Genomic DNA, 21,281 nt, shown 5'->3' with positions numbered 1-21,281 from the left:
GATGCAAGGGCGTCTCCGTGCGGCCGCGTACGCAACCGGCCGGCTGCCGGGGGGGGCGGCCTGACGCGGCCAGCGCAAATCGTCTATAGTGATGCCTCTGTACAAATATGACATTTGCCATGAAATTTGACGTCGCTATTGTCGGCAGCGGTCTGGCCGGCCTGTCGGTGGCCCTGCATCTCGCGCAAACCAAACGCGTTGCGATCATTTCGAAACGCGAACTCCTCGACGGCGCCAGCAACTGGGCCCAGGGCGGCATCGCCGCCGTGCTCGATTCGGGCGACAGCCACGACCAGCACATCGCCGATACCCTGGTGGCCGGCGCCGGGCTGTGCGACGAAGCCGCCACCCGTTACATCGTCGAACACGGCCGCGAAGCCATCGAATGGCTGATCGAGCAAGGCGTGCCCTTCACCCGCGACGAAACCGCCGAACTCGGCTTCCACCTGACCCGCGAAGGCGGCCACAGCCAGCGCCGCATCATTCACGCCGCCGACGCCACCGGCCACGCCGTCCAGGTGACGCTGGAGCAGAAGGTGCGCGCCCATCCGAACATTGAGCTGTTCGAGCACCACTGCGCGATCGACCTCATCACTTCCGACAAGCTCACGGCCAACGGCATCCAGGGCAATGCGCCCCATCTGGTCGGACAGCCGCGCTGCTACGGCCTGTACGTGCAGGACGAGCGCAACGGCAAGGTGCTCACCGTGGAGGCCGAGCACACCGTGCTGGCCACCGGCGGCGCCGGCAAGGTCTACCTGTACACCACGAATCCCGACACCGCCACCGGCGACGGCATCGCGATGGCCTGGCGCGCCGGCTGCCGCGTGTCGAACATGGAATTCATCCAGTTCCACCCGACCTGCCTGTACCACCCTTACGCCAAGTCCTTCCTGATCACCGAGGCGATCCGCGGCGAAGGCGGCCTGCTCAAGCTGCCGCCGGAAGCCGGCGCCGCCGCCGGCACGCGCTTCATGCCGGCCCACGACGAACGCGGCGAACTGGCCCCGCGCGACGTGGTCGCACGCGCCATCGACTTCGAGATGAAAAAGCGCGGCCTGGATTACGTGCACCTGGACATCAGCCACCAGGATCCGGCCTTCCTCAAGGAACACTTCCCGACCATCTACGCGCGCTGCCTGGAGCTGGGCATCGACATCACCAAGGAAGCGATTCCCGTGGTGCCGGCGGTGCACTTCACCTGCGGCGGCATCGTCACCGACCTGGCCGGGCGCACCGACATCCCCGGCCTGTACGCGGTGGGCGAGACCGCCTGCACCGGCCTGCATGGCGCCAACCGCCTGGCCAGCAACTCGCTGCTCGAATGCGTGGTCGTAGGCCGCGCCTGCGCGCACCAGATCGCGGCCGCGCCCCGGGTCGAAAATCCTGTGCTGCCGCCCTGGGACGAAAGCCGCGTCACCAATGCCGACGAGGAAGTGGTGATCGCCCACAACTGGGACGAACTGCGCCGCTTCATGTGGAATTATGTGGGCATCGTGCGGACCACCAAGCGCCTGGAGCGGGCCATGCACCGCATCAAGCTGCTCAAGGAGGAGATCGACGAGTACTACCGCAACTTCCGCATCACGCCGGACCTGCTGGAGCTGCGCAACCTGGTCGAGGTGGCCCACCTGATCGTGCGCAGCGCCTTGTCGCGCCACGAGAGCCGCGGCCTGCACTTCTCGCGCGATTTCCCCGACACGCTGCCGAAGGCCCTGCCAAGCGTGCTCACGCCGCGCCGCCGTTAATTTGCTACACTGCCTGCTGCACCGGCCCGCTTAGGCGGGCCGCTTTCCTGATGAACCGCCAAGCCCTCACCCCCTCCACCATACTGGCCCTGACGATTCCACCCGTCTTGTGGGCCGGCAACGCCGTCGTCGGCCGCCTGGTGCGCGACGCCGTGCCGCCGATGACCCTGAACCTGATCCGCTGGGTGCTCGCGCTGGCTATCCTCGTGCCGCTCGGGCGGGCCGCCCTGCGCGCCGGCAGCGGGGTAAGGATGAACTGGCGCCGCTACTGCGTCCTGGGCCTGCTCAGCGTGGGCCTGTACAACTCGCTGCAATACCTGGCCCTGCAGACCTCCACCCCGATCAACGTCACCCTGGTGGCGTCGGGAATTCCGTTCTGGATGCTGCTGGTCGGGCGCCTGTTCTACGGGGTGCCGGTCAAGCGCCGCCAGGTGGCCGGGGCGATCCTGTCCATCCTCGGGGTGCTGGTGGTCATGTGCCGGGGCGACCTGGAACAGCTGGCCGCGCTGCGCCTGGTGGTCGGCGACCTGTACATGATCCTGGCGACCATTGCCTGGTCCTTCTACAGCTGGATGCTGATGCAGCAGAAGGACGTGCCCGCGCTGCGCCAGGACTGGGCCGCCTTCCTGCTGGCCCAGGTGGCCTACGGGGTGCTGTGGTCGGCCGCGCTGGCGGGCGGCGAATGGGCGCTCAAGGACGTCGCGATCGTCTGGAGCTGGCAGCTGGCCGCGGCCTTGCTCTACGTGGCCATCGGCCCGGCGATCCTGGCCATGCGTTTCTGGGGCGCCGGCGTGCAGCGCGCCGGTCCCAGCATCGGGGCGTTCTTCATCAACCTCACGCCGCTGTTCACGGCTCTGCTGTCCTCGGCTTTCCTGGGCGAGCCGCCGCATCTCTACCATGTGCTGGCCTTCGCCATGATCGTCGGCGGGATCGCAGTGTCCGCCCGCTAATTCGCCGGCCTGCCGAGGCGCCGGTATGTAGCCATGGAATCGTGTTCCAAGCCCCGCGCCAAGGATGCTACGATCCCATGCATAGGGAGGATTTCGCAACATGGCAGAAGCATTTACCGTTCAGGACCGCGCGGAGGAACTGGCCGCCTTCCTCGAGCGGCACACCCGCACCCTGGTGCTGACCGGGGCCGGCTTGTCGACCGCGTCCGGCATTCCCGACTACCGCGACCGTGACGGCACGCGGCGCGGCAAGCAGCCGATCCAGGGTCCCGAGTTCCGCCGTTCCGAGGCCGTCCAGCGCCGCTACTGGGCGCGCAGCATGGTCGGCTGGCCGGTGCTGGCCAAGGCCACGCCCAACGCCGGCCACCAGGCGCTGGCCGCGCTCGAGGCCAGCGGCAGGATCGGTTTCATCCTGACCCAGAACGTCGACGGCCTGCACCACCAGGCCGGCAGCCACGCCGTGCTCGAGCTGCACGGCAACATCCACCACGTGAAATGCCTCGCCTGCGAAGCCCAGTTTCCGCGCGCCTTCGTCCAGGCCCAGCTCGAGGAGGCCAATCCGGACGTCGCCCAGTCGATGGCGATGCCGCTGCCCGACGGCGATGCCGCGCTCGAACCCGACGCGCTGACCGACTTCAGGCTGCCGCACTGCGTCCATTGCGGCGGCGCCCTGATGCCGGACGTCGTTTTCTTCGGCGATAACGTGCCGGCGGCGCGCACGGCCTGCGCACTGGCGCAAATGGAAACGGCCGATTCGCTGCTGGTGATCGGCTCCTCGCTGATGGTGTACTCGGGCTTCCGCTTCTGCCGCATGGCGACCCAGAGCGGCAAGCCGATCGCCGCCCTCAACCTCGGCCGCACGCGGGCCGACGACCTGCTGCACCTGAAGCTCGACGAATCCGCCGAGCACGTGCTGCCGCTGGTGGCGCAGTTGCTGGATGCGCGTCCACCCGGGCTGCCGCCCGCCCTCATCGACCATAGGGGAACACTGTGAACGATTCTTACCGAAGCTATTCCATGCGCTCCCGGCCTTCCTCGGGCCTGCGTCCCGGACTGCTGTGGGCCGCCGCCGGCCTGGCTGCTTCCTGGCTGTTCGTCCAGGCCCGTACCCGCCAGGTGGAGCGCGAGCATCCGCCCGAAGGCAAGTTCGTGACCGTGGACGGCGTGCGCCTGCATTACCTGGAGCGCGGCGAAGGCCCGGCGCTGGTCCTCCTGCACGGCAATGGCGTGTATTCGAAGGATTTCGAGCTCAGCGGCCTGCTCGACATGGCGTCCAGCCACTATCGCGTGATCGCCTTCGACCGCCCCGGCTTCGGCTATAGCGAGCGGCCGCGCACTACCGTGTGGACCCCGGACAAGCAGGCGCGCCTGCTGCACCACGCGCTGCAGGAGATCGGCGTCGATTCCGCCATCGTCCTCGGCCATTCCTGGGGCACCATGGTTGCGCTGGCGATGGGCTTGCAGGTGCCGGACTTCGTGCGCGGCCTGGTCCTGATGTCGGGCTATTACTACCCCAGTGTGCGGCTGGATGCGCCGCTGTCCTCGCCGCCCGCCGTGCCCGTGATCGGCGACCTGATGCGCTACACGGTCTCGCCCCTGGTGTCGCGCATGATCTGGCGCCCGGTAATCAAGCGCGCCTTCTCCCCGATGCCGATCTCCGAGCGCTTCAGCGGCATGCCGGTGTGGATGGCGCTGCGGCCCAAGCAGCTGCGCGCCGCCGCGGCGGAAAGCGCGATGATGATCCCGGCCGCTATGTCGCTGTCCAGGCGCTATGGGGAACTGAAAGTGCCGGCGACGATCCTGGCCGGCACCCAGGACAAGGTCGCCACGTCGGGCCACAATGCGGAGCGGCTGCATGAGGGCTTGCACAACAGCCAGCTGGAACTGGAGCCGGGCACCGGCCACATGTTCCACTATGCCCATCCCGAAAAGGTGCTGGCGGCCATCGACGGGATCGCGGCCCAGGTGGGCGAGCCGGTCGTGCTGCGCAGTCCGCGCGCGGAGGCGCTGGCACGCGCCAGCGAAAGCGGGGTCTAGCTTAGGGCCGGGAAAGGACCTTCAGCACCGCGCCAATGACGATGAAAGCGGCCATCGCCAGCGACAGCGCGCCGATCAGCTTCGGCGAGCCGATGGTGTCGGCCTCGCTGTCCGCCTTCATGCGCAGGGCGCGGCCGATCACGACCGGGCGCAGGAAGCCGCGGATCCCCAGCAGGACCATGCCGACGCCGAAGAACAGCTCGCCGTTCAGGTCGTAGCGCACCCCGTCGGCGATCTGAGGCAGTCCCAGCAGCAGGCCGAAGCCCAGCCAGAACAGCCGCGAGCCCATCGCCCGCTTGAGCCTGGCGGTCGACATCAGCCGACGATACGCAGCGAGTAGTCGGTCGCGCGCACGTCCTTGGTCAGGCTGCCGATCGAGATGCGGTCCACGCCGGTCTCGGCAATGGCGCGCACGGTGCCGATGTTGACGCCGCCCGAGGCTTCGAGCAGCGCGCGGCCGGCATTCACCTTGACCGCTTCGCGCATCATGTCCAGGTCGAAGTTATCCAGCAGGACCGACTTGACGCCGGCCGCCAGCGCTTCTTCCAGCTGGACGATGGTTTCCACCTCGATCTGCACCGGCACGCCGGCGTTCAGGGCGTCGGCCGCCTTGAGCGCGTTGGTCACGCCGCCGGCCGCCGCGATGTGGTTTTCCTTGATCAGGATGCCGTCGTAGAGGGCCATGCGCTGGTTCTTGCCGCCGCCCACGCGCACCGCGTACTTCTGCGCCAGGCGCAGGCCCGGCAGGGTCTTGCGGGTGTCGAGGATCGCGGCACTGGTGCCGGCGATAATGTCCACGTACTTGCGGGTGACGGTTGCCACGCCCGACAGCAGCTGCATGAAGTTCAGGGCCGCGCGCTCGGCGGTCAGCAGCGAGCGCGGCGAGCCGGCGATGGTGCAGACCACGGAGTCCGCGCTCATCAGGTCGCCCTCGGCGTATTTCCAGTCGATGTCCAGGTCCTGGTCGACGGCCAGCATCACGCCCTCGAACCAGGGCGCGCCGCACAGCACGGCGGCTTCGCGCACGATGACCCGCGCCTGGACGCGGGTGTCGCCCGGGACCAGCATGCCTGTCAGGTCGCCGGTGCCGACGTCTTCCAGCAAGGCGGCCAGGATGTTCTGCTCGAACGCCGCCTGCAGTTTTTCGTCGAAGGCGTTGTCGTCGATGAAGGGATTGCGCAGGGTCGTCATGCCGGGCCCACTCCCGAGAACAGGGTCGCGTTCTGCTCCAGCGCGCCTTGCGGCAGCGCCTTGGCCTTCTTGGCGGCGGCGAAGTCCAGCATGCGGTCGATCGCGCGCTTGGCCTGGCGGCCAATCTCCGGATCGACGTGCACCTGGTTGGCGCCGCTCTCCAGCACTTCGGCCAGGTTGCGCAGGCCGTTCATGGCCATCCACGGGCAGTGGGCGCAGCTCTTGCAGGTCGCGCTGTTGCCGGCGGTCGGGGCTTCGATGAAGGTCTTGCCCGGCGCGGCCATGCGCATCTTGTGCAGGATGCCGTTGTCGGTGGCGACGATGAAGGTGCTGGCGTCCAGGTCGCGCGCGGCGTTGATCAGCTGGGTGGTCGAGCCGACCACGTCGGCCTGGGCCACCACCGAAGCCGGCGATTCCGGGTGCACCAGCACCTTGGCGTCCGGGTGCTCGGCCTTGAGCAGGTCGAGTTCGATGCCCTTGAATTCGTCGTGCACCAGGCAGGAACCTTGCCACAGCAGCATGTCGGCGCCGGTCTGCTTCTGGATCCAGGCGCCCAGGTGGCGGTCCGGCGCCCACAGGATCTTCTTGCCCTGCTCGTGCAGGTGCTTGACGATGTCCAGGCCGATCGACGAGGTCACCATCCAGTCGGCGCGCGCCTTCACGGCGGCGCTGGTGTTGGCGTACACGACCACCGTGCGGTCCGGATGCTGGTCGCAGAAGGCCGCGAACTCGTCGGCCGGGCAGCCCAGGTCCAGCGAGCAGGTCGCGTCCAGGTCCGGCATCAAGACCGTCTTTTCCGGGTTCAGGATCTTCGAGGTTTCGCCCATGAAGCGCACGCCGGCGACCACCAGGGTCTTGGCCGGGTGGTCGCGCCCGAAACGCGCCATTTCCAGCGAGTCCGAGACGCAGCCGCCGGTTTCCTCGGCCAGGTCCTGCAGGTCGGCGTCCACGTAATAGTGGGCCACCAGCACCGCATCGCGCTCCTTGAGCAGGCGGCGGATGCGTTCCTTGAGCTCGGTTTTTTCGGCCGCGCTCGGCGCGGCGGGCGTACGGGCCCAGGCTTCGGCGGTGCAGGCGGCGCCGGCGACCGGGCGGTCGTATTCGTAGGTCTTGATCGGAAGGACTGTGTTCATAAAGCTATGATCTCACAATGAAACGGAAGCTGCAGAGGGCAGGTCGCCCTGCCCTGCCTCATCAGTCGATGCCCTGGCTCTTCAGGTATTCCTCGTAGTTGCCCTGGAAATCGACGATCTCGTTCTCGCGGATCTCCAGGATGCGGGTGGCCAGCGAGGACACGAATTCGCGGTCGTGCGACACGAACACCAGGGTGCCGGCGTACTTGTCGAGCGCGATGTTGAGGGACTCGATCGATTCCATGTCCATGTGGTTGGTCGGCTCGTCCAGCAGCATGACGTTGTGGCGGCCCAGCATCAGCTTGCCGTACATCATGCGGCCCTTTTCGCCACCGGACAGCACTTTCACCGATTTCTTCACTTCATCGCCGCCGAACAGCAGGCGGCCCAGGATGGATCGCACGGCCTGGTCGTCGTCACCTTCCTGGGTCCACTGGCCCATCCAGTCGGTCAGGTTCTCGCCGCCGGCGAATTCTTCGGTCGGATCCTGCGGCATGTAGCCGACGTTGGCGTTCTCGGCCCACTTCACGCGGCCCTGGTCGGCGTCGAGGCCGGTGATCTCCTTGCCGCCGATGCAGCGCAGCAAGGTGGTCTTGCCGGCGCCGTTGGCGCCGATGATCGCGATGCGTTCGCCGGCCTCGACCATGATCGAGAAGTTCTTGAACAGCTGGCGGTCATAGGCTTTCGACAGGCCTTCGGTCTCCACCGCCAGGCGGTGCAGCTTCTTCTCGCCTTCGAAGCGCACGAAGGGATAGGCGCGCGAGGAAGGCTTGAATTCCTCGATCTTGATCTTGTCGATCTGCTTGGCGCGCGAGGTCGCCTGGCGCGCCTTGGACTTGTTGGCCGAGAAGCGGCGCACGAAGTCCTGCAGTTCCGCGACCTTTTCCTTGGCCTTGGCATTGTTGGCGAGCTGCTGGTTGCGGGCCTGGGTCGACGCCAGCATGTAGTCGTCGTAGTTGCCCGGATAGACCTTCAGGGTGCCGTAGTCCATGTCGGCCACGTGGGTGCAGACCTGGTTCAGGAAGTGGCGGTCGTGGGAAATGATGATCATCGTCGAGTTGCGCTCGTTGAGGATGTCTTCCAGCCAGCGGATCGTGTTGATGTCCAGGTTGTTGGTCGGTTCGTCCAGCAGCAGGATGTCCGGATTCGAGAACAGGGCCTGGGCCAGCAGCACGCGCAGCTTCCAGCCGGGCGCCACGGCGCTCATCGGGCCCTGGTGCAGGTCGCTGGCGATGTCCAGGCCGAGCAGCAGCTCGCCGGCGCGCGCTTCGGCCGAATAGCCGTCGTATTCCGCGACCTTGCCTTCGAGCTCGGCGGCGCGCATGTAGTCTTCGTCGGTCGCTTCCGGGTTCGCGTAGATGGCGTCGCGCTCCGAGATGGCGTTCCACAGCTCGGTGTGGCCCATCATGACGACGTCGAGCACGCGCACGTCTTCGTAGGCGAACTGGTCCTGGCGCAGCTTGCCGAGACGCTCGCCCGGGTCCAGGCTGACGTTGCCGGCGGACGGCTCGAGGTCGCCGCCGAGGATCTTCATGAAAGTCGACTTGCCGCAGCCGTTCGCGCCGATCAGGCCGTAGCGGTTGCCTTCGCCGAACTTGACGGAAATGTTTTCGAACAGCGGCTTGGCGCCGAATTGCATCGTGATATTGGCAGTAGAGAGCACGGTGTACCTTTGGAAGCGTTGGTCGGCGGATTTCGCCGATCGGATAACCGGCTATTCTACCATCCCGGGCCCCTCCTTGGGAGGCGGCGCCGATGTTGTATTGTCACTTGTTTTCGGCCAAAATGCGCTGTGGATGAAACGCGCGCGGCTGGCCAAGCCGGCCTAGCGGCGCAGCAGGTCGCGCAGGCCGTAGTACCAGTAAGCCGCCTGGGCCGCCGCCAGGCCGGCCGGACCGCCGGTCCATAGCAAGCCCCAGCGCGCGTACTGGCGCAGGCGGCCGCCGTCCCCGGTCAGCGCACCGGCCAGCAATTCGCCGGCCAGGGTGGTCGGGGCGACGCCGTGGCCGCCGAAGCCCATGCCGTACCACAATCCGTCCGGAAGGCGGCCGACCTGGGGCATCTTGTGGCGCGCGTAGCTCATCAGGCCGCTCCACGCATGTTCGACCCGCACCCCCTTGAGCTGGGGATAGACCTTCAGCATGTCGCCGTAGAGCAGCCTGGCCACGGCGCGCGGCGAGCGGTGCAGGATCGAAATGCGGCCGCCCCACAATAGTCGGGTGTCCGGCAAGGCCCGGTAATAGTCGAAGGCGAAGCGGGTGTCGTAGACCGCCGCCTCGGTGCGGATGCTCGAGGCCAGGCGCTCGCCCAGCGGCTCGGTGGCCATCACATAGGTGGCGATCGGCAGGATGGCGGCGCGCAGCCGCCGGTGCAGGCTGGCCAGATAGCCGCCGCAGCAGACCACCAGTTCGCGCGCCGCCACCGTTCCCTGCGCCGTCACGACCAGCCAGCCGCCCTCGCGGCGGCGGATCGACGTGACGCGGCTGCGCTCGTGGATCGTGACGCCGGACCGGGCCAGGGTGCGCGCCAGGCCCTGGGCGTATTTCAGCGGGTGGAAATGGAAGCCGCCCGGCTCGAACAGGCCGCCCTTGTAGCGGCGCGTCCGCAGCCGGTCGGACAACTCGTCCCGGCCCAGGTGCTGCCATTGCACCCCCATGTGCTCGGCCATGAAACGCTGCTGCTCGAACAGGATGCGGTCGTCGTTGAACCAGTTGGCCAGGATGACCCCGCTCTCGCGGGCTTCGCAGGCGATGTCGTGGCGGCGGATACGTTCGCGGATCAGGCCCACCGCCGCCAGGGTGTCGCCGTACAGCTGGCGGGCGGCCGTCCCGGCGCTGCGCTGGAGCGCCCGCTCGCCGAGCGAGAAACCGCCGAACACGAAGCCGCCGTTGCGGCCCGAAGCGCCGTGGCCGACCTCCTCGGCCTCCAGCACGACCACGTCGCGCTCGCCGCGCTCGGCCAGCGACATCGCCGTGCCCAGGCCGGCGAAGCCGGCGCCGATGATGCAAACGGCGCATTCGCGCTCGCCCTGCAGGGATGGATAGCTGTCGGGCGAAGAACTCGCCCTGTAATAGGTATGCTGCCCGAGCCGCTCAGCCACGGCGGACCGTCGGGTAATCCGATAGCGTGAGCGTGAAGCCCCCGGCGTTCGAGACCAGGCGGCCCTGGGCGCCGAAGGGAATGGTCACCCGGCGCTGGATATGGCCAAAGCTCAGGCCGGTCAGGACCGGCACCGGCAGTGTCGCGCGCAGGTAGGCCAGCATCGCGTCGAAATCGTAGCCGTTGTCCTGCGGGCTGAGCCGGTAGCCGGACAAGTCGCCCAGGATCACGGCGCGCTGCCGGTCCAGCACACCGGCCTGCTGCAGCTGGAGCAGCATGCGCTCCACCCGGTAAGGATGCTCGTTGATGTCTTCCACATACAGGATGCCGCCCTCCACCCGCGGGAAGTACGGCGTGCCCAGCAGCGAGACGATCATCGCCAGGTTGCCGCCCCAGACGGTGCCGCAGACTTCCAGTTCCGGGTTCCCGGCGGCCTGCTCGCGGATGGTATGGGTCGGCCCGGCCAGGCAGCGCCAGAACTGGTCGATGGTGAAGGGATCGGTCTCCCTGGCGCCAAAGTCGCCGGCGATCATCGGCCCGGCATAGCTCAGGGCGCCGGTTTTGGCCAGCAGGCCCATCTGCAGGGCCGTCACGTCGGAAAAGCCGACCACGATCTTGCCGCTGGCCGCGATGGCCTCGAAGTCGATCTCCGGCAGCAGCCGGGTCATGCCGTAGGCGCCGCGCAGCGCGATGATCAGCTGGACATCGGGATCGGCTACGGCGGCATGCAGTTGCGCCAGCCGGCCCTCGTCGGTGCCGCCGAAGCGCTGGTGGATGGCGGCCTGGTCGTAATAGTTATGGACCAGGCAGCCCTGGGCTTCGAGGCGCGTGATGGCGCGTTCGACGGATGCGGGGTCGGACGTGTAGCCGCCCGGCGCCACGATGGCGATGCCGATGTGTGGGGTGATCACTGTTTGACGAAGAGCCGCGGTGTTGAGTCTGGCAGCATCTTACCCCGGGCATGGGCGTCGATCAAGGCGAGGAGCCGCTCCACAAGCTGGGGCGGCAAATCGTGGCCCATGCCTTCGATGACCTCGAGCCGGGCGCCCGGGATCTGCTCGGCGGTGTCCTGGCCGCAGGCCAGCGGCACCAGCGGATCGGCGGCGCCATGGATCACGAGGGTGGGCGCACCGATCCTGCGCAGCTCGGCGCTGCGGTCGCCGCCGGCGGCCACCGCCATCATCTGGCGCGCAAGGCCGCCAGGGCAATAGCTGCGCCGCAGAGTACGGGCCACGCGCTTGCGCAGGGCTTTTTCCGGGGTCGGATAGGCGGGGCTGCCGATTTCCCGCAGCAGGGCGACCGTATGGTCGACGATACTGTCCAGGTCGGCGGGGTTGGCCGGCTTGCGCGCCAGCGCCTGGCGCACTTTCGGCAGCGGGCCCGGCAGGCCGCGCCGGCCGCTGCTCGACATGATCGAGGTCAGGCTCAATACCCGTTGCGGGTGACGGGCCGCCAGGATCTGGGCCACCATGCCGCCCATCGACACCCCGACCACATGGGCACGCGCCACGCCCAGCGCGGACAGCACGCCCAGCGCATCCTCGGCCATGTCCTCGAGGCGATAGGCCGGACGCAGCGACCAGCCCAGCCTGGACTTCAGGCGGGCCAGGAACAGATTGGGAACGCCGGCCTGCTCGAACTTGGTCGACAAGCCGCAATCGCGGTTGTCGAAGCGGATCACATAGAAACCGAGCTCGACCAGGCCCTCGACGAACTCATCGGGCCAGGCGGTCAGCTGCATGCCTAGTCCGTGTACCAGCAGCAGTGGTACGGCCTTGGGGTCGCCCGCGGTGTCGAAGGCGATGCGCAGTCCATTGGCATTCAGGGTCGGCATGACGGGTGGTTCCGCGCTCGCAATGCCAGTAACATGCGGCGCAGTATCGATATTGGTTAAGCGATATTGGTTAAGCTCTCTGTCGTCGCCGTGCGGGACGGCTTGGAATCAGCATAACACTTTCGCCGTGGGGGCGGCGCTCATGCGGGACAAGCCTCGAGGCCGCCAGCAATGGCGGCCCCCCCGGGATCAGGCGGCGGGCAGCTTGCGCGCGGCGGCGCGGCGCTCGGCGAAGAAGGATTTCAGCAGCTGGCTGGCCTCGTCGGCCAGCACGCCGCCCACCACTTCCGTGTGGTGGTTGAGGCGCTCCTCGGCGAACAGGTCGACCACCGAGCCGCAGGCGCCGGTCTTGGGGTCGAGCGCCGCATAGACCACCCGCGCCAGGCGAGCGTGCATCATGGCGCCGGAGCACATGATGCAGGGCTCCAGGGTCACGTAGAGCTCGCAGCCCGGCAGCCGGTAATTGCCGAGTTTTCCAGCGGCGGCGCGCAAGGCCACGATTTCGGCGTGGGCGGTCGGGTCGTGGCTGCCGATCGGCTGGTTATAGCCGGTCGCGATCACCTCGCCGTCCCTGACCACCACCGCGCCCACCGGCACCTCGCCCTGCTCCCACGCCTTGCGCGCTTCCAGCAGGGCGAGTGCCATGTATTTCTCAGGCATCGACGATCTCTGCCCAGCAGTTCGGGGTCTCGTGCAGCACCAGCTTGTGCAGGCGCAGGCCGGTGCCGTAGCGGTCGGTGAACACGGTCTTCAGGATGCCGAAGGCGACCTGGGCCAGGTTCTCGACGGTCGGGATGCGGTCGATCACGACGGTCTTGTGGCCCGGCAGCGAGGCCAGGAAGTCGCGCACCTTCTCGTCCTTGTCGTAGACCAGGAAAGCGTGGTCCCAGACGTCCACCAGGTGCTGCTTGGCCAGCGCCTTGACGTCCGAGAAGTCCATGATCATGCCGTTGTCGGAGTTGCCGTCGGCGTCGATCACGGCCCCTTGCAGGGTGATCTCGAGGGTGTAGCGGTGGCCGTGCAGGTTGCGGCACTGGCTCTTGTGGTCGGGAATCCGGTGGCCGGCATCGAATTCGAGCTTGCGGGTAATCGTCAGCATGGAAGCCTGGTCAATCTCAATTAGGGAATCTGGAGGAGTTTATGGGTCTGGAGGCTGAGCTTCCACTTGGGGTTGCGGCGGCAGGTCTCGATCGCCAGGCGGGTGTTGTGGGCGGCCAGCGGGCCGTCCATCGGCTGGACGTAGAAGTTCTCGAAATCGAGGTGCTCGTAGGCGGCCAGGTCCTGGTTCGCCTGCGGAATCACCACCTTGATCTCGTTGCCCTTCTCGACCACCAGCCTGGAGCCCATCTTGGGGCTCACGCACACCCAGTCCACGCCCGGCGGCACCGGCAGGGTGCCGTTGGTCTCGATGGCGATCGTGAAGCCGTGCGCGTGCATGGCGTCGATCAGGGCGGCGTCCAGCTGCAGCAGCGGCTCGCCCCCGGTGAAGACCACGTATTTGCTGGGGGTGTAGGCCGGCGGCCACAGGCTGTCGATCGCGGCGGCCAGCGCGGCCGCGTCCTTGAACTTGCCGCCGCCTTCGCCGTCGGTGCCGACGAAATCGGTATCGCAGAAGGTGCAGACCGCGCTGGCGCGGTCATCCTCGCGGCCGCTCCACAGGTTGCAGCCCGAGAAGCGGCAGAACACGGCCGGACGTCCCGCATGGGCGCCTTCGCCCTGCAGGGTGTAGAACATTTCTTTGATGCTGTAGGTCACGTTATGTAGGGTAAGGCGCTCGTCAACCTTCCATTATAGCGCGCCCCGGCGCCGGGCGCACCTGCCGTCGCCCCTGCGCTGCCAGCCTGCCGCCTGCGTAAAACTTGAGCTTTACCAATATTCCTGGCTCGGGACCAAGGTAAGTTCTTACCGAAGTCTTGCGGAACATTCCGAATCGCGTAAGAAGGACGCCATGACCAAGCCCTCTGCATTCCTAGCCGCCCTGTTCGCAGCCGCCCCCTCCGCGGCCTGGGCCGGTTTGCCCGTCCCGGCCGCGCTGCGTGCGGTGTCTCCGGAGCTGCTGGCCTGCGCACTGGTGACGCTGGCGGTGCTGCTGCTGGCCTTCCTCGGCCTGCGGCGCAGCCTCGGCGCCGAGGAACGCGCCCATGCCCTGCGGCTGCAGCTCGCCGCCGAGCGCGAAGCGCGCAGCCATGCGGAACAGGCGCTGGCCGAGCACCATGACGTGCTGTGCCGGCTGGTGCGGCGCCAGGAAGGCGTGCGCGAAGGCGAGCGCTCCCGCATCGCGCGCGACCTGAACGACCAGCTTGGCAGCCGCCTGAGCCGCTTGCGGACCGAACTCAGCTGCCTGCAGGACGGCGTCGACGCCGCGCCCCAGCTGGCGAGCCGCCTCGACGGCGCCCTCGCGAACATCGACGGCGCGATCACGGCGGTCCGGGCCGTTGCCGGCGGCCTGCGTCCGATCGGCCAGCAGGAAGGACTACGCCAGGCACTGCAGCATGTGCTGCAGGACCAGTCCCGCTTGTCCGGCCTGCGCTACCGTTTCGACGCCGGCACCGACCCGGCCGCGCCGCCGGCCGAGCGCGCCGCCCGGCTGGCCGTGTTCCGGGTGCTGCAGGAAGTGGCGGCCAGTGCCGGGCGCCGGGGCGCCGCCGAGCTGCACGTGCGCCTGGCCGAGGGCGCCGACCGCCTGAGCCTGCAGATCGACGGCGACGCGGCGATCGCGGAAGACAGCCTGCCCGACGAGCTGCGGGAGCGCCTCCATGCGCTGGACGCCAGCCTGTGCCTGGCCGAGCCGGCGCCGGGCCGGCGGCGAATGACGCTCAGCATTCCAGCCCGGGAGGTTGCCGAACTGGCCTGAGCGGCCGCGCACTGGAGCACGCCTGTATTCTTGCTGAAAATCAATAGGTCGTTCTATCCGCAGTAGCAGAATTGCTTCCTAGCAGCGGCCATCCGGCTGCTTACCGCGACTGCAAAGGACGGCACATGATCGGCACCCTTCCTCCGACAGCCAGCCAGCCCGCCGCCCCGGCGCCTGGTCCGCTCACCATGGTCCAGGACGTGGCCTTCGTCGGCCAGCTGATGGAGAGCCTGTCGGTGCCCGTGTTCGTGCTGGATACGCGCTCGCGGGTGATGATCTGGAACCGCGCCTGCGAGCATCTCACCGGCGTGCCGGCGGACGAGATGCTGGGCACCACCGACCACTGGCGCAGCTTCTACGAGCAGCCCCAGCCCACCCTGGCCGACCTGGTGCTGCAGGGCCGCGCCGAAACGGCGCGCGGCATCTATCCGCGCGAGGGCGCTCACCACGACGGACACGGCGGTGCGCACTCCGCCCCGCTGGCCGGCCTGTCGGTCGAAAGCTGGTGCGACATGCCGCGCGCCGGGCGGCGGCGCTACCTGGCGGCCGACGCCAGCCCCATCGTCGACGGCGCCGGTCGCCTGTCGGCCGTGGTCGAGACCCTGCGCGACCTGACCGACGAAAAGATGGCCCAGGTCGCCCTGGAGCAGCTGGCCACCCGCGACGGCCTGACCGGGCTGGCCAACCGCCGCTGCTTCGACGACACCCTGCACGCCGAGTGGGCCCGCGCGCTGCGCCAGCAGCAGCCGCTGTCGCTGCTGATGGTCGACGTGGACAACTTCAAGGCCTATAACGACGCCCACGGCCACCTGGGCGGCGACGAATGCCTGAAGCGCGTCGCCAGGGCGGTGGCGAGCGAGATGCGGGCCAACGACCTGGTGGCGCGCTACGGCGGCGAGGAGTTCGCCGTGATCCTGCCCAACCAGTCGCTCAAGGGCGCGGCCATTGTCGCCGAGCGCATCCGCGCGCGGGTCGAGCAGCTCCAGCTGCCCTGCCGCTTCGCGCCCGGCAAGCATGTGACGGTGTCGATCGGCGCCGCCACCGCCATTGCGGGGCCGGACAACAACGCCAGCCAGCTGGTCGCCATCGCCGACGCCGCCCTGTACCGCGCCAAGCACCTGGGCCGCAACCGCATCAGCCTGCCGATGAGCGAAGCGGCGTAAATACCTGCGCCGCCCACCCTGCATATGCATGGCTGATACTGCTGTTCTTTCCTTGTCGAATATTCTATGCTGCGCGCTTAGCGTATTTTCCAAGGAGACAACGTGTTCACCTCGACCCTGTCGCGCACCACGCTCGCGACGCTGATCCCGGCCCTGCTGCTGGCCGCGCCGGCCCATGCCGCCCCCGCCAAGAGCGCCGGCGGCGACGTCCTGCCTTTCAAGGCCACCGAAAAAACCCTGCCGAACGGCCTCAAGGTGATCGTGGTGCCGACCGGCTTCCCGAACCTGGTCTCGGTCCAGATCCCGGTGCAGACCGGTTCGCGCAACGAGATCGAGCCGGGCAAGTCGGGCTTCGCCCACTTCTTCGAGCACATGATGTTCCGCGGGACGCCAAGCTATCCACCGGAGAAGTACCAGAAGATCATCACGGAGGCCGGCGCGCGCCAGAACGCCTACACCAGCGACGACCTGACCAATTACTACACCACCTTCGCCAAGCAGGACCTGGAAACGGTGCTGAAGGTCGAGGCCGACCGCTTCCAGCACCTGTCCTATCCAGTCGAGGCGTTCAAGACCGAATCGCGCGCCGTGCTGGGCGAATACAACAAGAACAGCGCGAACCCGATGCAGAAGCTGTTCGAGGTGCAGCGCGACGCCGCCTTCACCACCCACACCTACAAGCACACCACCATGGGCTTCCTCAAGGACATCGAGGACATGCCCAACCAGTACGAGTATTCGAAGGTGTTCTTCGACCGCTGGTACCGGCCGGAGAAGACCACCGTGATCATCGCCGGCGACGTCGAGCCGGCCAAGGCCATCGCCATGGTCGAGAAATACTGGTCCGGGTGGAAGCGCGGCAGCTACAAGGCCCCGGTCCCGGCCGAGCCGGCCCCGCGCGGCGCCCAGTACCGCCACGTGGCCTGGCAGACCCCGACCCTGCCGCTGGTGACGGTCGCTTTCCGCGCCCCGGCGTTCTCGGACAAGACCAAGGACCAGGCCGCGCTGTCGATGCTGCTCTCGCTGTCTTTCGGGCGCACCTCGCCGCTGTACAAGCGCCTGGTGCAGGATGAGCAGAAGGTCGACCAGCTGTTCGACTACGCCCCGAACCGGGTCGATCCGAACCTGGCCACCATCGGCGCCCGCGTCAAGCAGCCGCTCGATACTTTGTATGTGCGCGACGCCATCCTGCAGACCGTGGCCAGGCTGCGCGACGAGCCGGTGACGGCCCAGGCGCTGGAAGACGCCAAGTCGGCCCAGAAATACGGCCTGATCCGCTCGCTGGACAACACCGAGCAGATCGCCTCGACCCTGGCGTCCTATGTGCATTTCGACCGTTCCTACGGCACCCTGAACCGCTACTACCGCGTGGTGGACAGCCTGACGCCGGCCGACCTGCAGGCCGCCGCGCGCAAGTACCTGGTCGACGACTCCATGGTCGTGACCACCCTGGCGCACGACGCCCTGCCGGCCGGCATCGAGGCCCTGCCGAAGCTGGCCGATTTCGCGCCCAAGGCCGGCGCCGCGAACTTCGACGTGCTGGTGCAGAAATCGGCCCTGCCGCAGATCCGCTTCAAGCTGCTGTTCGCGGCCGGTTCGGCCCATGACCCGCAGGGCAAGGAAGGCCTGGCCGCCCTCACCGCCGCCATGGTCGCCAGCGCCGGTTCGCGCGAGCGCAAGATCGACGAGGTGACCAAGGCCCTGTTCCCGCTGGCCGGCAGCTTCACCGAGCAGACCGACAAGGAAATGACCACCTTCACCGGTTCCACCCACAAGGACAACTGGAACAGCTTCATGGCCATCGCCATGCCGCTGCTGGTCGATCCGGGTTTCCGTGAAGAGGACTTCCGCCGCCTGAAGGATGCCCAGCGCAACGCCCTGGTGCTGGACCTGAAGGACAACAACGAGGAGGAGTTCGGCAAGGAGCGCCTGCAGGCCAATGTCTTCGCCGGCACGCCCTATGGCCACCCGGTGCTGGGCACGGTCAAGGGCCTGGACGCGATCACCCTGGACGACGTGAAGGCCTTCTACCGCCAGGCGTATGCGCAAGGCGCCGTGCGCGTGGGCATCTCGGGCGACGTCTCGGACCAGATGGTCGCTTCGCTCAAGACCCAGCTCGCGCGCCTGGCGCCAGGCGCCGGCCTGGCGGCCACCACGGCGCCGCGCGGGCGCATGCCGAACGGCCTGGAAGTGGAGATCGTGGAGAAGAACACCCGCGCCACCGCGATTTCCTTCGGCCTGCCGATCGCCGTCACCCGTGCGCACCCGGACTTCCCGGCCCTGTGGCTGGCCAAGACCTGGCTGGGCGAGCACCGCGCCTCGAGCGCCCGCCTGTACCAGCGCATCCGCGAAGAGCGCGGCATGAACTATGGCGACTATGCCTATATCGAGGCCTTCCCGCGCGGCATGTTCCAGTTCTTCCCGAATCCGAACCTGGGCCGCAAGGCGCAGCTGTTCGAAGTCTGGATCCGTCCGGTGGCGCCGCAGAACGGCCATTTCGCGCTGCGTGTCGCTCTGCACGAACTGGGCAGGCTGGTCGACCAGGGCCTGAGCGAGCAGGATTTCGCCACCACCCGCGACTACCTGATGAAGAACGTGTTCGTGATGACCGCGACCCAGGACCAGCAGCTGGGCTACGCCCTCGACGCCCAGTGGTACAACACGCCGGAATTCACCCGCATGATGCGCGACGGCCTGGGCAAGCTCACGGCGGCCGAGGTCAATGCGGCAATCAAGCGCCACCTGTCGGCGAAGAACCTGTCGGTGGTGATCATCACCAAGGATGCGGCCGGTCTGAAGGAAAAGCTGGTGAGCGACGCCTTCTCGCCGATCACCTACGACGCCAACAAGCCGCAGTCCCTGCTGGATGAAGACCGGATGATCGGCTCGATGAAGCTCGGCATCAAGCCGGAAGCGGTGAAGATCACGCCGGCGGCCGAGGCCTTCGCGCAGTAAATCAACGTACCGACGCAGTAGAAAAAGCGGCGCCCTCAGGCGCCGCTATGCTTTCCAGCCGTACCAGTCGCCGTCAATAGGTCAGGCGGTTCCAGCCGTGACGCACCGCTTCCTTGACCTTGTCCCAGGTGCTCGGGCCGCCCGGATAACGGCTCTGCCAGCCGCTGCGCAGCTCGTTCTCGAGCTCGTCGTCCCAGGCCCGGTTGCTGTACTGCGGGTTGCGGTGCATCGAGCTGCCGTACTCGTAGGCCGGACGGTAGGTGTCGTAGGACTCCCCGCTCGTGCCGTAGGTCGAGGTGTAGTGGTTGCGGTAGTAGCTGTCGTCATCGTCCGACAGGGCGCCGGTCATGCGGTTCCAGCCATGGCGCACCGCGTCCTTCATGTCTTCCCATGCGGAGCCGGTGGCGGAGGTCCCGCCCGTGGCCGTCGTGCCGTTGCGGCTTTCCCAGTCGCTGCGCAGGCTGGGCATGGCCTCGTCCCAGGGGCGGTTGCGGTAGATCTCGCTGCGCGCCATCTCGTTGCCGTAGGCGTAGGCCGGCGCGACCTCGTCGTAGCTCTTGCCGCTGCTCGCGTAGGCCGAGCTGTAGTGGCTGCGGTAGTAGGCGTCGTCATCGTCGCCGGTCATGCGGTCCCAGCCGCGGCGGACGGCGGATTTCATCTTCTCCCAGGTGGAACCGGGGTTGCGCGTTTCCCAGTCGCTGCGCAGCTCGTTCTCGACCTCGTCCCACTGGCGGCTGCGATAGCGGCTGTCGCCGCGCATCTGGCTGCCGTAGCGGTAGGCCGGGGCGTAGTCGTCATAGGAGCTGTCGGCGCCGTAGGTGGAGCTGAAATGCTCGCGGAAGTAGGTGTCGTCGTCGATGTCCGCCCCCGTCGAGTAGCCCGATTGTCCCATGTCGCCGCGCGAATAGATGCGCGAGCCGCCGCGCTGCTGCGAGGCCAGGCGCGATGCGCCCGACGCCGGGACGCCCGCATATTGCTGGGAATCCGAACGGACCGGGTTGCCGGTCGACGAGCCCTGGATCGAGCCGCCCGTGCCCAGCCCCTGCGGGGTGCCTTCGAGCGACGATCCCTGGACCGGGTTCTCCTGCAGGGTCGAGCCGTGCAGCGAGGTGCCGCCTGTCGCGCTCAGGCCGCTCTTGCCCATCGGCTCCTGGTAGGTGGTGCCCATCGGCTCGGCCTGGTTCAGCGACTGCTGCTGGAACAGCTTGCGGTCGCCCGGGTTGTCCAGGGCCTGGTCCTGCACGCGCTGCTGGCTCTGCACCGGGGCGGCCGCGGACTGGGAGGACGCGGACTGCTGCGACATCGGCGCCGCCTGCATGCCGCTGCTGGTCCCCATGCGCATCGCGCCGGCGCCGGACGGCACCTCTCCGAAGCCGGAAGCCTGCTCGTCGATGTCGGTCGGGCCGTAGCGCTCGACGATGTCGGCGGCGCGCTCGACTTCCGGCAGGGAGGAGGCGGTCACGGTCAGCACGTGGTGCCCGCGGGTCACCGCGCCTTCGTAGCGGCTGACGTGGTCCGGATTGTCGCTGCCGAACAGGTCGCTGAAGAAATGCTTGATGCTGGCGGCGATGCCCAGGCTGCTGGAATCGCCGGCGCGGTCGTGGGCCAGGTCGCGGTCGCCGGCGATGTCGGATTCGCCGGTCGCGCTGTCCGTCTGGCCGGTCGGGTCGGCGTTCGACAAACGTACTTCCCCTTTGGAGAATCCCGACGACAGCAATTCGTTCATGGCGTTCTGCGCGTCGGTCCGGTTATCGAACACGGCTACAAGTGTATGTTGCATGGTCGTTTCCTCCGTGATGGTGGTTGTCATGACGCCGGCGGCGTGCCTGGCCTGCTTGCCTCGGCCGGCTCATCGAAGCGTTCGACGTGGACCTGCTCGGACTTGAGCATGACCTCGTCCTGGTAGCGCTCCTCGCGCCGGACACGGGTGATGTGCAGTTCTTCCTTGATGCGCAGGCGGCGTTCGACCACCAGCACCTCCTCCAGAACCGGCACCACCAGGGTCTCGCCTTCGTAGCGGGTCGCCGGCGCCTGGTCGGCGGCGACGATGCGGTCCACGGGAACATGCCTGACTTCCACCTCCTCGCGCGCCAGGCGCTCGTCGATGGTCACCGGCTGTTCCGATACCGTCTTGTGGATCCGTACGCCGCGGCCGGTCTCGGCGACGCGGGTGCCCACTTCGAGCCTTTCCTCGATCACCGGAATGGAGAGACCTGGCTGCGTGCCTTCCTGCGGCTGGGGTTCGGGAATGGTGCTGGACATCGGGTGGGCTCCTCGTTCGCTGGACCGTTGAATCGAGATTACTCCAATCGCGTCC

The 21,281-nt window shown here is 67.7% G+C and carries 19 protein-coding genes; 7 read left to right on the top strand and 12 right to left on the bottom strand.

Annotated elements, in window-relative coordinates; translation table 11 throughout:
* Positions 1-119 precede the first annotated feature (119 nt).
* The 4 genes from nadB (at position 120) to KBW95_RS15875 (ending at position 4,735) form a co-directional block, all read left to right on the top strand.
* Positions 120-1,748, top strand: coding sequence for an L-aspartate oxidase (gene nadB / locus KBW95_RS15890; protein WP_211525273.1), 1,629 nt, complete (start codon positions 120-122; stop codon positions 1,746-1,748).
* A gap of 50 nt (positions 1,749-1,798) precedes the next feature.
* Positions 1,799-2,698, top strand: a complete 900-nt coding sequence (locus KBW95_RS15885; protein WP_211528722.1) for a DMT family transporter — start codon at positions 1,799-1,801, stop codon at positions 2,696-2,698.
* Between the two features lie 100 nt (positions 2,699-2,798).
* Entirely contained in the window at positions 2,799-3,692 is an 894-nt protein-coding gene (locus tag KBW95_RS15880; protein ID WP_211528721.1) for an NAD-dependent protein deacetylase, read from the top strand.
* 23 nt (positions 3,693-3,715) lie between these two features.
* Positions 3,716-4,735 (top strand): alpha/beta fold hydrolase, encoded by a 1,020-nt coding sequence (locus KBW95_RS15875; protein WP_211528720.1) that lies wholly within the window; start codon positions 3,716-3,718, stop codon positions 4,733-4,735.
* 1 nt (position 4,736) lies between these two features.
* Here the strand turns inward: KBW95_RS15875 and KBW95_RS15870 are convergent, their stop codons facing one another.
* The 10 genes from KBW95_RS15870 to queE all read right to left on the bottom strand — a co-directional run bounded on the left by KBW95_RS15870 (position 4,737) and on the right by queE (position 13,747).
* On the bottom strand, positions 4,737-5,051 hold the full coding sequence (locus tag KBW95_RS15870; RefSeq protein ID WP_211528719.1) for a hypothetical protein: 315 nt from the start codon (positions 5,049-5,051) through the stop codon (positions 4,737-4,739).
* Entirely contained in the window at positions 5,051-5,926 is an 876-nt protein-coding gene (gene nadC, locus KBW95_RS15865; RefSeq protein ID WP_211525268.1) for a carboxylating nicotinate-nucleotide diphosphorylase, read from the bottom strand. Before nadC ends, KBW95_RS15870 begins: the two co-directional genes overlap by 1 nt.
* A complete protein-coding gene (gene nadA / locus KBW95_RS15860; RefSeq protein ID WP_211525267.1) occupies positions 5,923-7,059 on the bottom strand; it encodes a quinolinate synthase NadA in 1,137 nt (378 codons plus the stop codon). The genes nadC and nadA overlap by 4 nt, the downstream gene beginning before the upstream one ends.
* A gap of 61 nt (positions 7,060-7,120) precedes the next feature.
* The gene (locus KBW95_RS15855; protein WP_211525266.1) at positions 7,121-8,722 is read right to left on the bottom strand and encodes an ABC-F family ATPase; all 1,602 of its coding nucleotides are present in this window, start codon (positions 8,720-8,722) and stop codon (positions 7,121-7,123) included.
* Positions 8,723-8,884: 162 nt separating this feature from the next.
* On the bottom strand, positions 8,885-10,159 hold the full coding sequence (locus tag KBW95_RS15850; RefSeq protein WP_211528718.1) for an FAD-binding oxidoreductase: 1,275 nt from the start codon (positions 10,157-10,159) through the stop codon (positions 8,885-8,887).
* Positions 10,152-11,069: a muramoyltetrapeptide carboxypeptidase gene (ldcA, locus tag KBW95_RS15845; protein ID WP_211525263.1), complete on the bottom strand. Its 918-nt coding sequence runs from the start codon at positions 11,067-11,069 to the stop codon at positions 10,152-10,154. The genes KBW95_RS15850 and ldcA overlap by 8 nt, the downstream gene beginning before the upstream one ends.
* Positions 11,066-11,992 carry an alpha/beta fold hydrolase gene (locus KBW95_RS15840; protein WP_211525262.1) on the bottom strand — a complete coding sequence of 309 codons (927 nt, stop codon included), beginning with the start codon at positions 11,990-11,992 and terminating at the stop codon, positions 11,066-11,068. The genes ldcA and KBW95_RS15840 overlap by 4 nt, the downstream gene beginning before the upstream one ends.
* Positions 11,993-12,181: 189 nt before the next feature.
* Positions 12,182-12,652: a tRNA adenosine(34) deaminase TadA gene (gene tadA, locus KBW95_RS15835; RefSeq protein ID WP_211525261.1), complete on the bottom strand. Its 471-nt coding sequence runs from the start codon at positions 12,650-12,652 to the stop codon at positions 12,182-12,184.
* Complete coding sequence (gene queD / locus KBW95_RS15830; protein WP_211525260.1) at positions 12,645-13,091, bottom strand: 6-carboxytetrahydropterin synthase QueD; 447 nt, start codon at positions 13,089-13,091, stop codon at positions 12,645-12,647. Before queD ends, tadA begins: the two co-directional genes overlap by 8 nt.
* A gap of 20 nt (positions 13,092-13,111) precedes the next feature.
* Positions 13,112-13,747, bottom strand: a complete 636-nt coding sequence (gene queE / locus KBW95_RS15825) for a 7-carboxy-7-deazaguanine synthase (RefSeq protein ID WP_211525259.1) — start codon at positions 13,745-13,747, stop codon at positions 13,112-13,114.
* Between the two features lie 193 nt (positions 13,748-13,940).
* Between queE and KBW95_RS15820 the strand changes: the two genes are divergently transcribed.
* The 3 genes from KBW95_RS15820 (at position 13,941) to KBW95_RS15810 (ending at position 18,964) form a co-directional block, all read left to right on the top strand.
* A complete protein-coding gene (locus KBW95_RS15820) occupies positions 13,941-14,846 on the top strand; it encodes a histidine kinase (protein WP_211528717.1) in 906 nt (301 codons plus the stop codon).
* Between the two features lie 221 nt (positions 14,847-15,067).
* Positions 15,068-16,009, top strand: coding sequence for a diguanylate cyclase (locus tag KBW95_RS15815; protein ID WP_211528743.1), 942 nt, complete (start codon positions 15,068-15,070; stop codon positions 16,007-16,009).
* 102 nt (positions 16,010-16,111) lie between these two features.
* Positions 16,112-18,964 (top strand): pitrilysin family protein, encoded by a 2,853-nt coding sequence (locus KBW95_RS15810; protein ID WP_211528716.1) that lies wholly within the window; start codon positions 16,112-16,114, stop codon positions 18,962-18,964.
* A 73-nt stretch (positions 18,965-19,037) separates the two neighbouring features.
* On the opposite strand, the gene KBW95_RS15805 is transcribed toward KBW95_RS15810, so the two are convergent.
* Together KBW95_RS15805 and KBW95_RS15800 are read right to left on the bottom strand one after the other, a co-directional pair.
* On the bottom strand, positions 19,038-20,744 hold the full coding sequence (locus KBW95_RS15805; protein ID WP_211528715.1) for a hypothetical protein: 1,707 nt from the start codon (positions 20,742-20,744) through the stop codon (positions 19,038-19,040).
* 26 nt (positions 20,745-20,770) lie between these two features.
* Positions 20,771-21,226: a DUF2382 domain-containing protein gene (locus KBW95_RS15800; protein ID WP_211525255.1), complete on the bottom strand. Its 456-nt coding sequence runs from the start codon at positions 21,224-21,226 to the stop codon at positions 20,771-20,773.
* Between the last annotated feature and the right edge of the window lie 55 nt (positions 21,227-21,281).

The sequence above is a fragment of the Massilia sp. ZL223 genome (genome assembly GCF_018119395.1).
GTDB lineage: Bacteria > Pseudomonadota > Gammaproteobacteria > Burkholderiales > Burkholderiaceae_D > Telluria.
Note: the sequence above shows the minus strand (reverse complement) of the source record. Positions and strands in the feature narration are given on the sequence as shown.

Bases quoted from the DNA above. Each gene is read 5' to 3' on its own strand.
- nadB (WP_211525273.1), top strand. From the start codon at position 120: ATGAAATTTGACGTCGCTATTGTCGGCAGCGGTCTGGCCGGCCTGTCG.
- KBW95_RS15885 (WP_211528722.1), top strand. From the start codon at position 1,799: ATGAACCGCCAAGCCCTCACCCCCTCCACCATACTGGCCCTGACGATT.
- KBW95_RS15880 (WP_211528721.1), top strand. From the start codon at position 2,799: ATGGCAGAAGCATTTACCGTTCAGGACCGCGCGGAGGAACTGGCCGCC.
- KBW95_RS15875 (WP_211528720.1), top strand. From the start codon at position 3,716: ATGCGCTCCCGGCCTTCCTCGGGCCTGCGTCCCGGACTGCTGTGGGCC.
- KBW95_RS15870 (WP_211528719.1), bottom strand. From the start codon at position 5,051: ATGTCGACCGCCAGGCTCAAGCGGGCGATGGGCTCGCGGCTGTTCTGG.
- nadC (WP_211525268.1), bottom strand. From the start codon at position 5,926: ATGACGACCCTGCGCAATCCCTTCATCGACGACAACGCCTTCGACGAA.
- nadA (WP_211525267.1), bottom strand. From the start codon at position 7,059: ATGAACACAGTCCTTCCGATCAAGACCTACGAATACGACCGCCCGGTC.
- KBW95_RS15840 (WP_211525262.1), bottom strand. From the start codon at position 11,992: ATGCCGACCCTGAATGCCAATGGACTGCGCATCGCCTTCGACACCGCG.
- tadA (WP_211525261.1), bottom strand. From the start codon at position 12,652: ATGCCTGAGAAATACATGGCACTCGCCCTGCTGGAAGCGCGCAAGGCG.
- queD (WP_211525260.1), bottom strand. From the start codon at position 13,091: ATGCTGACGATTACCCGCAAGCTCGAATTCGATGCCGGCCACCGGATT.
- KBW95_RS15820 (WP_211528717.1), top strand. From the start codon at position 13,941: ATGACCAAGCCCTCTGCATTCCTAGCCGCCCTGTTCGCAGCCGCCCCC.
- KBW95_RS15815 (WP_211528743.1), top strand. From the start codon at position 15,068: ATGGAGAGCCTGTCGGTGCCCGTGTTCGTGCTGGATACGCGCTCGCGG.
- KBW95_RS15805 (WP_211528715.1), bottom strand. From the start codon at position 20,744: ATGCAACATACACTTGTAGCCGTGTTCGATAACCGGACCGACGCGCAG.
- KBW95_RS15800 (WP_211525255.1), bottom strand. From the start codon at position 21,226: ATGTCCAGCACCATTCCCGAACCCCAGCCGCAGGAAGGCACGCAGCCA.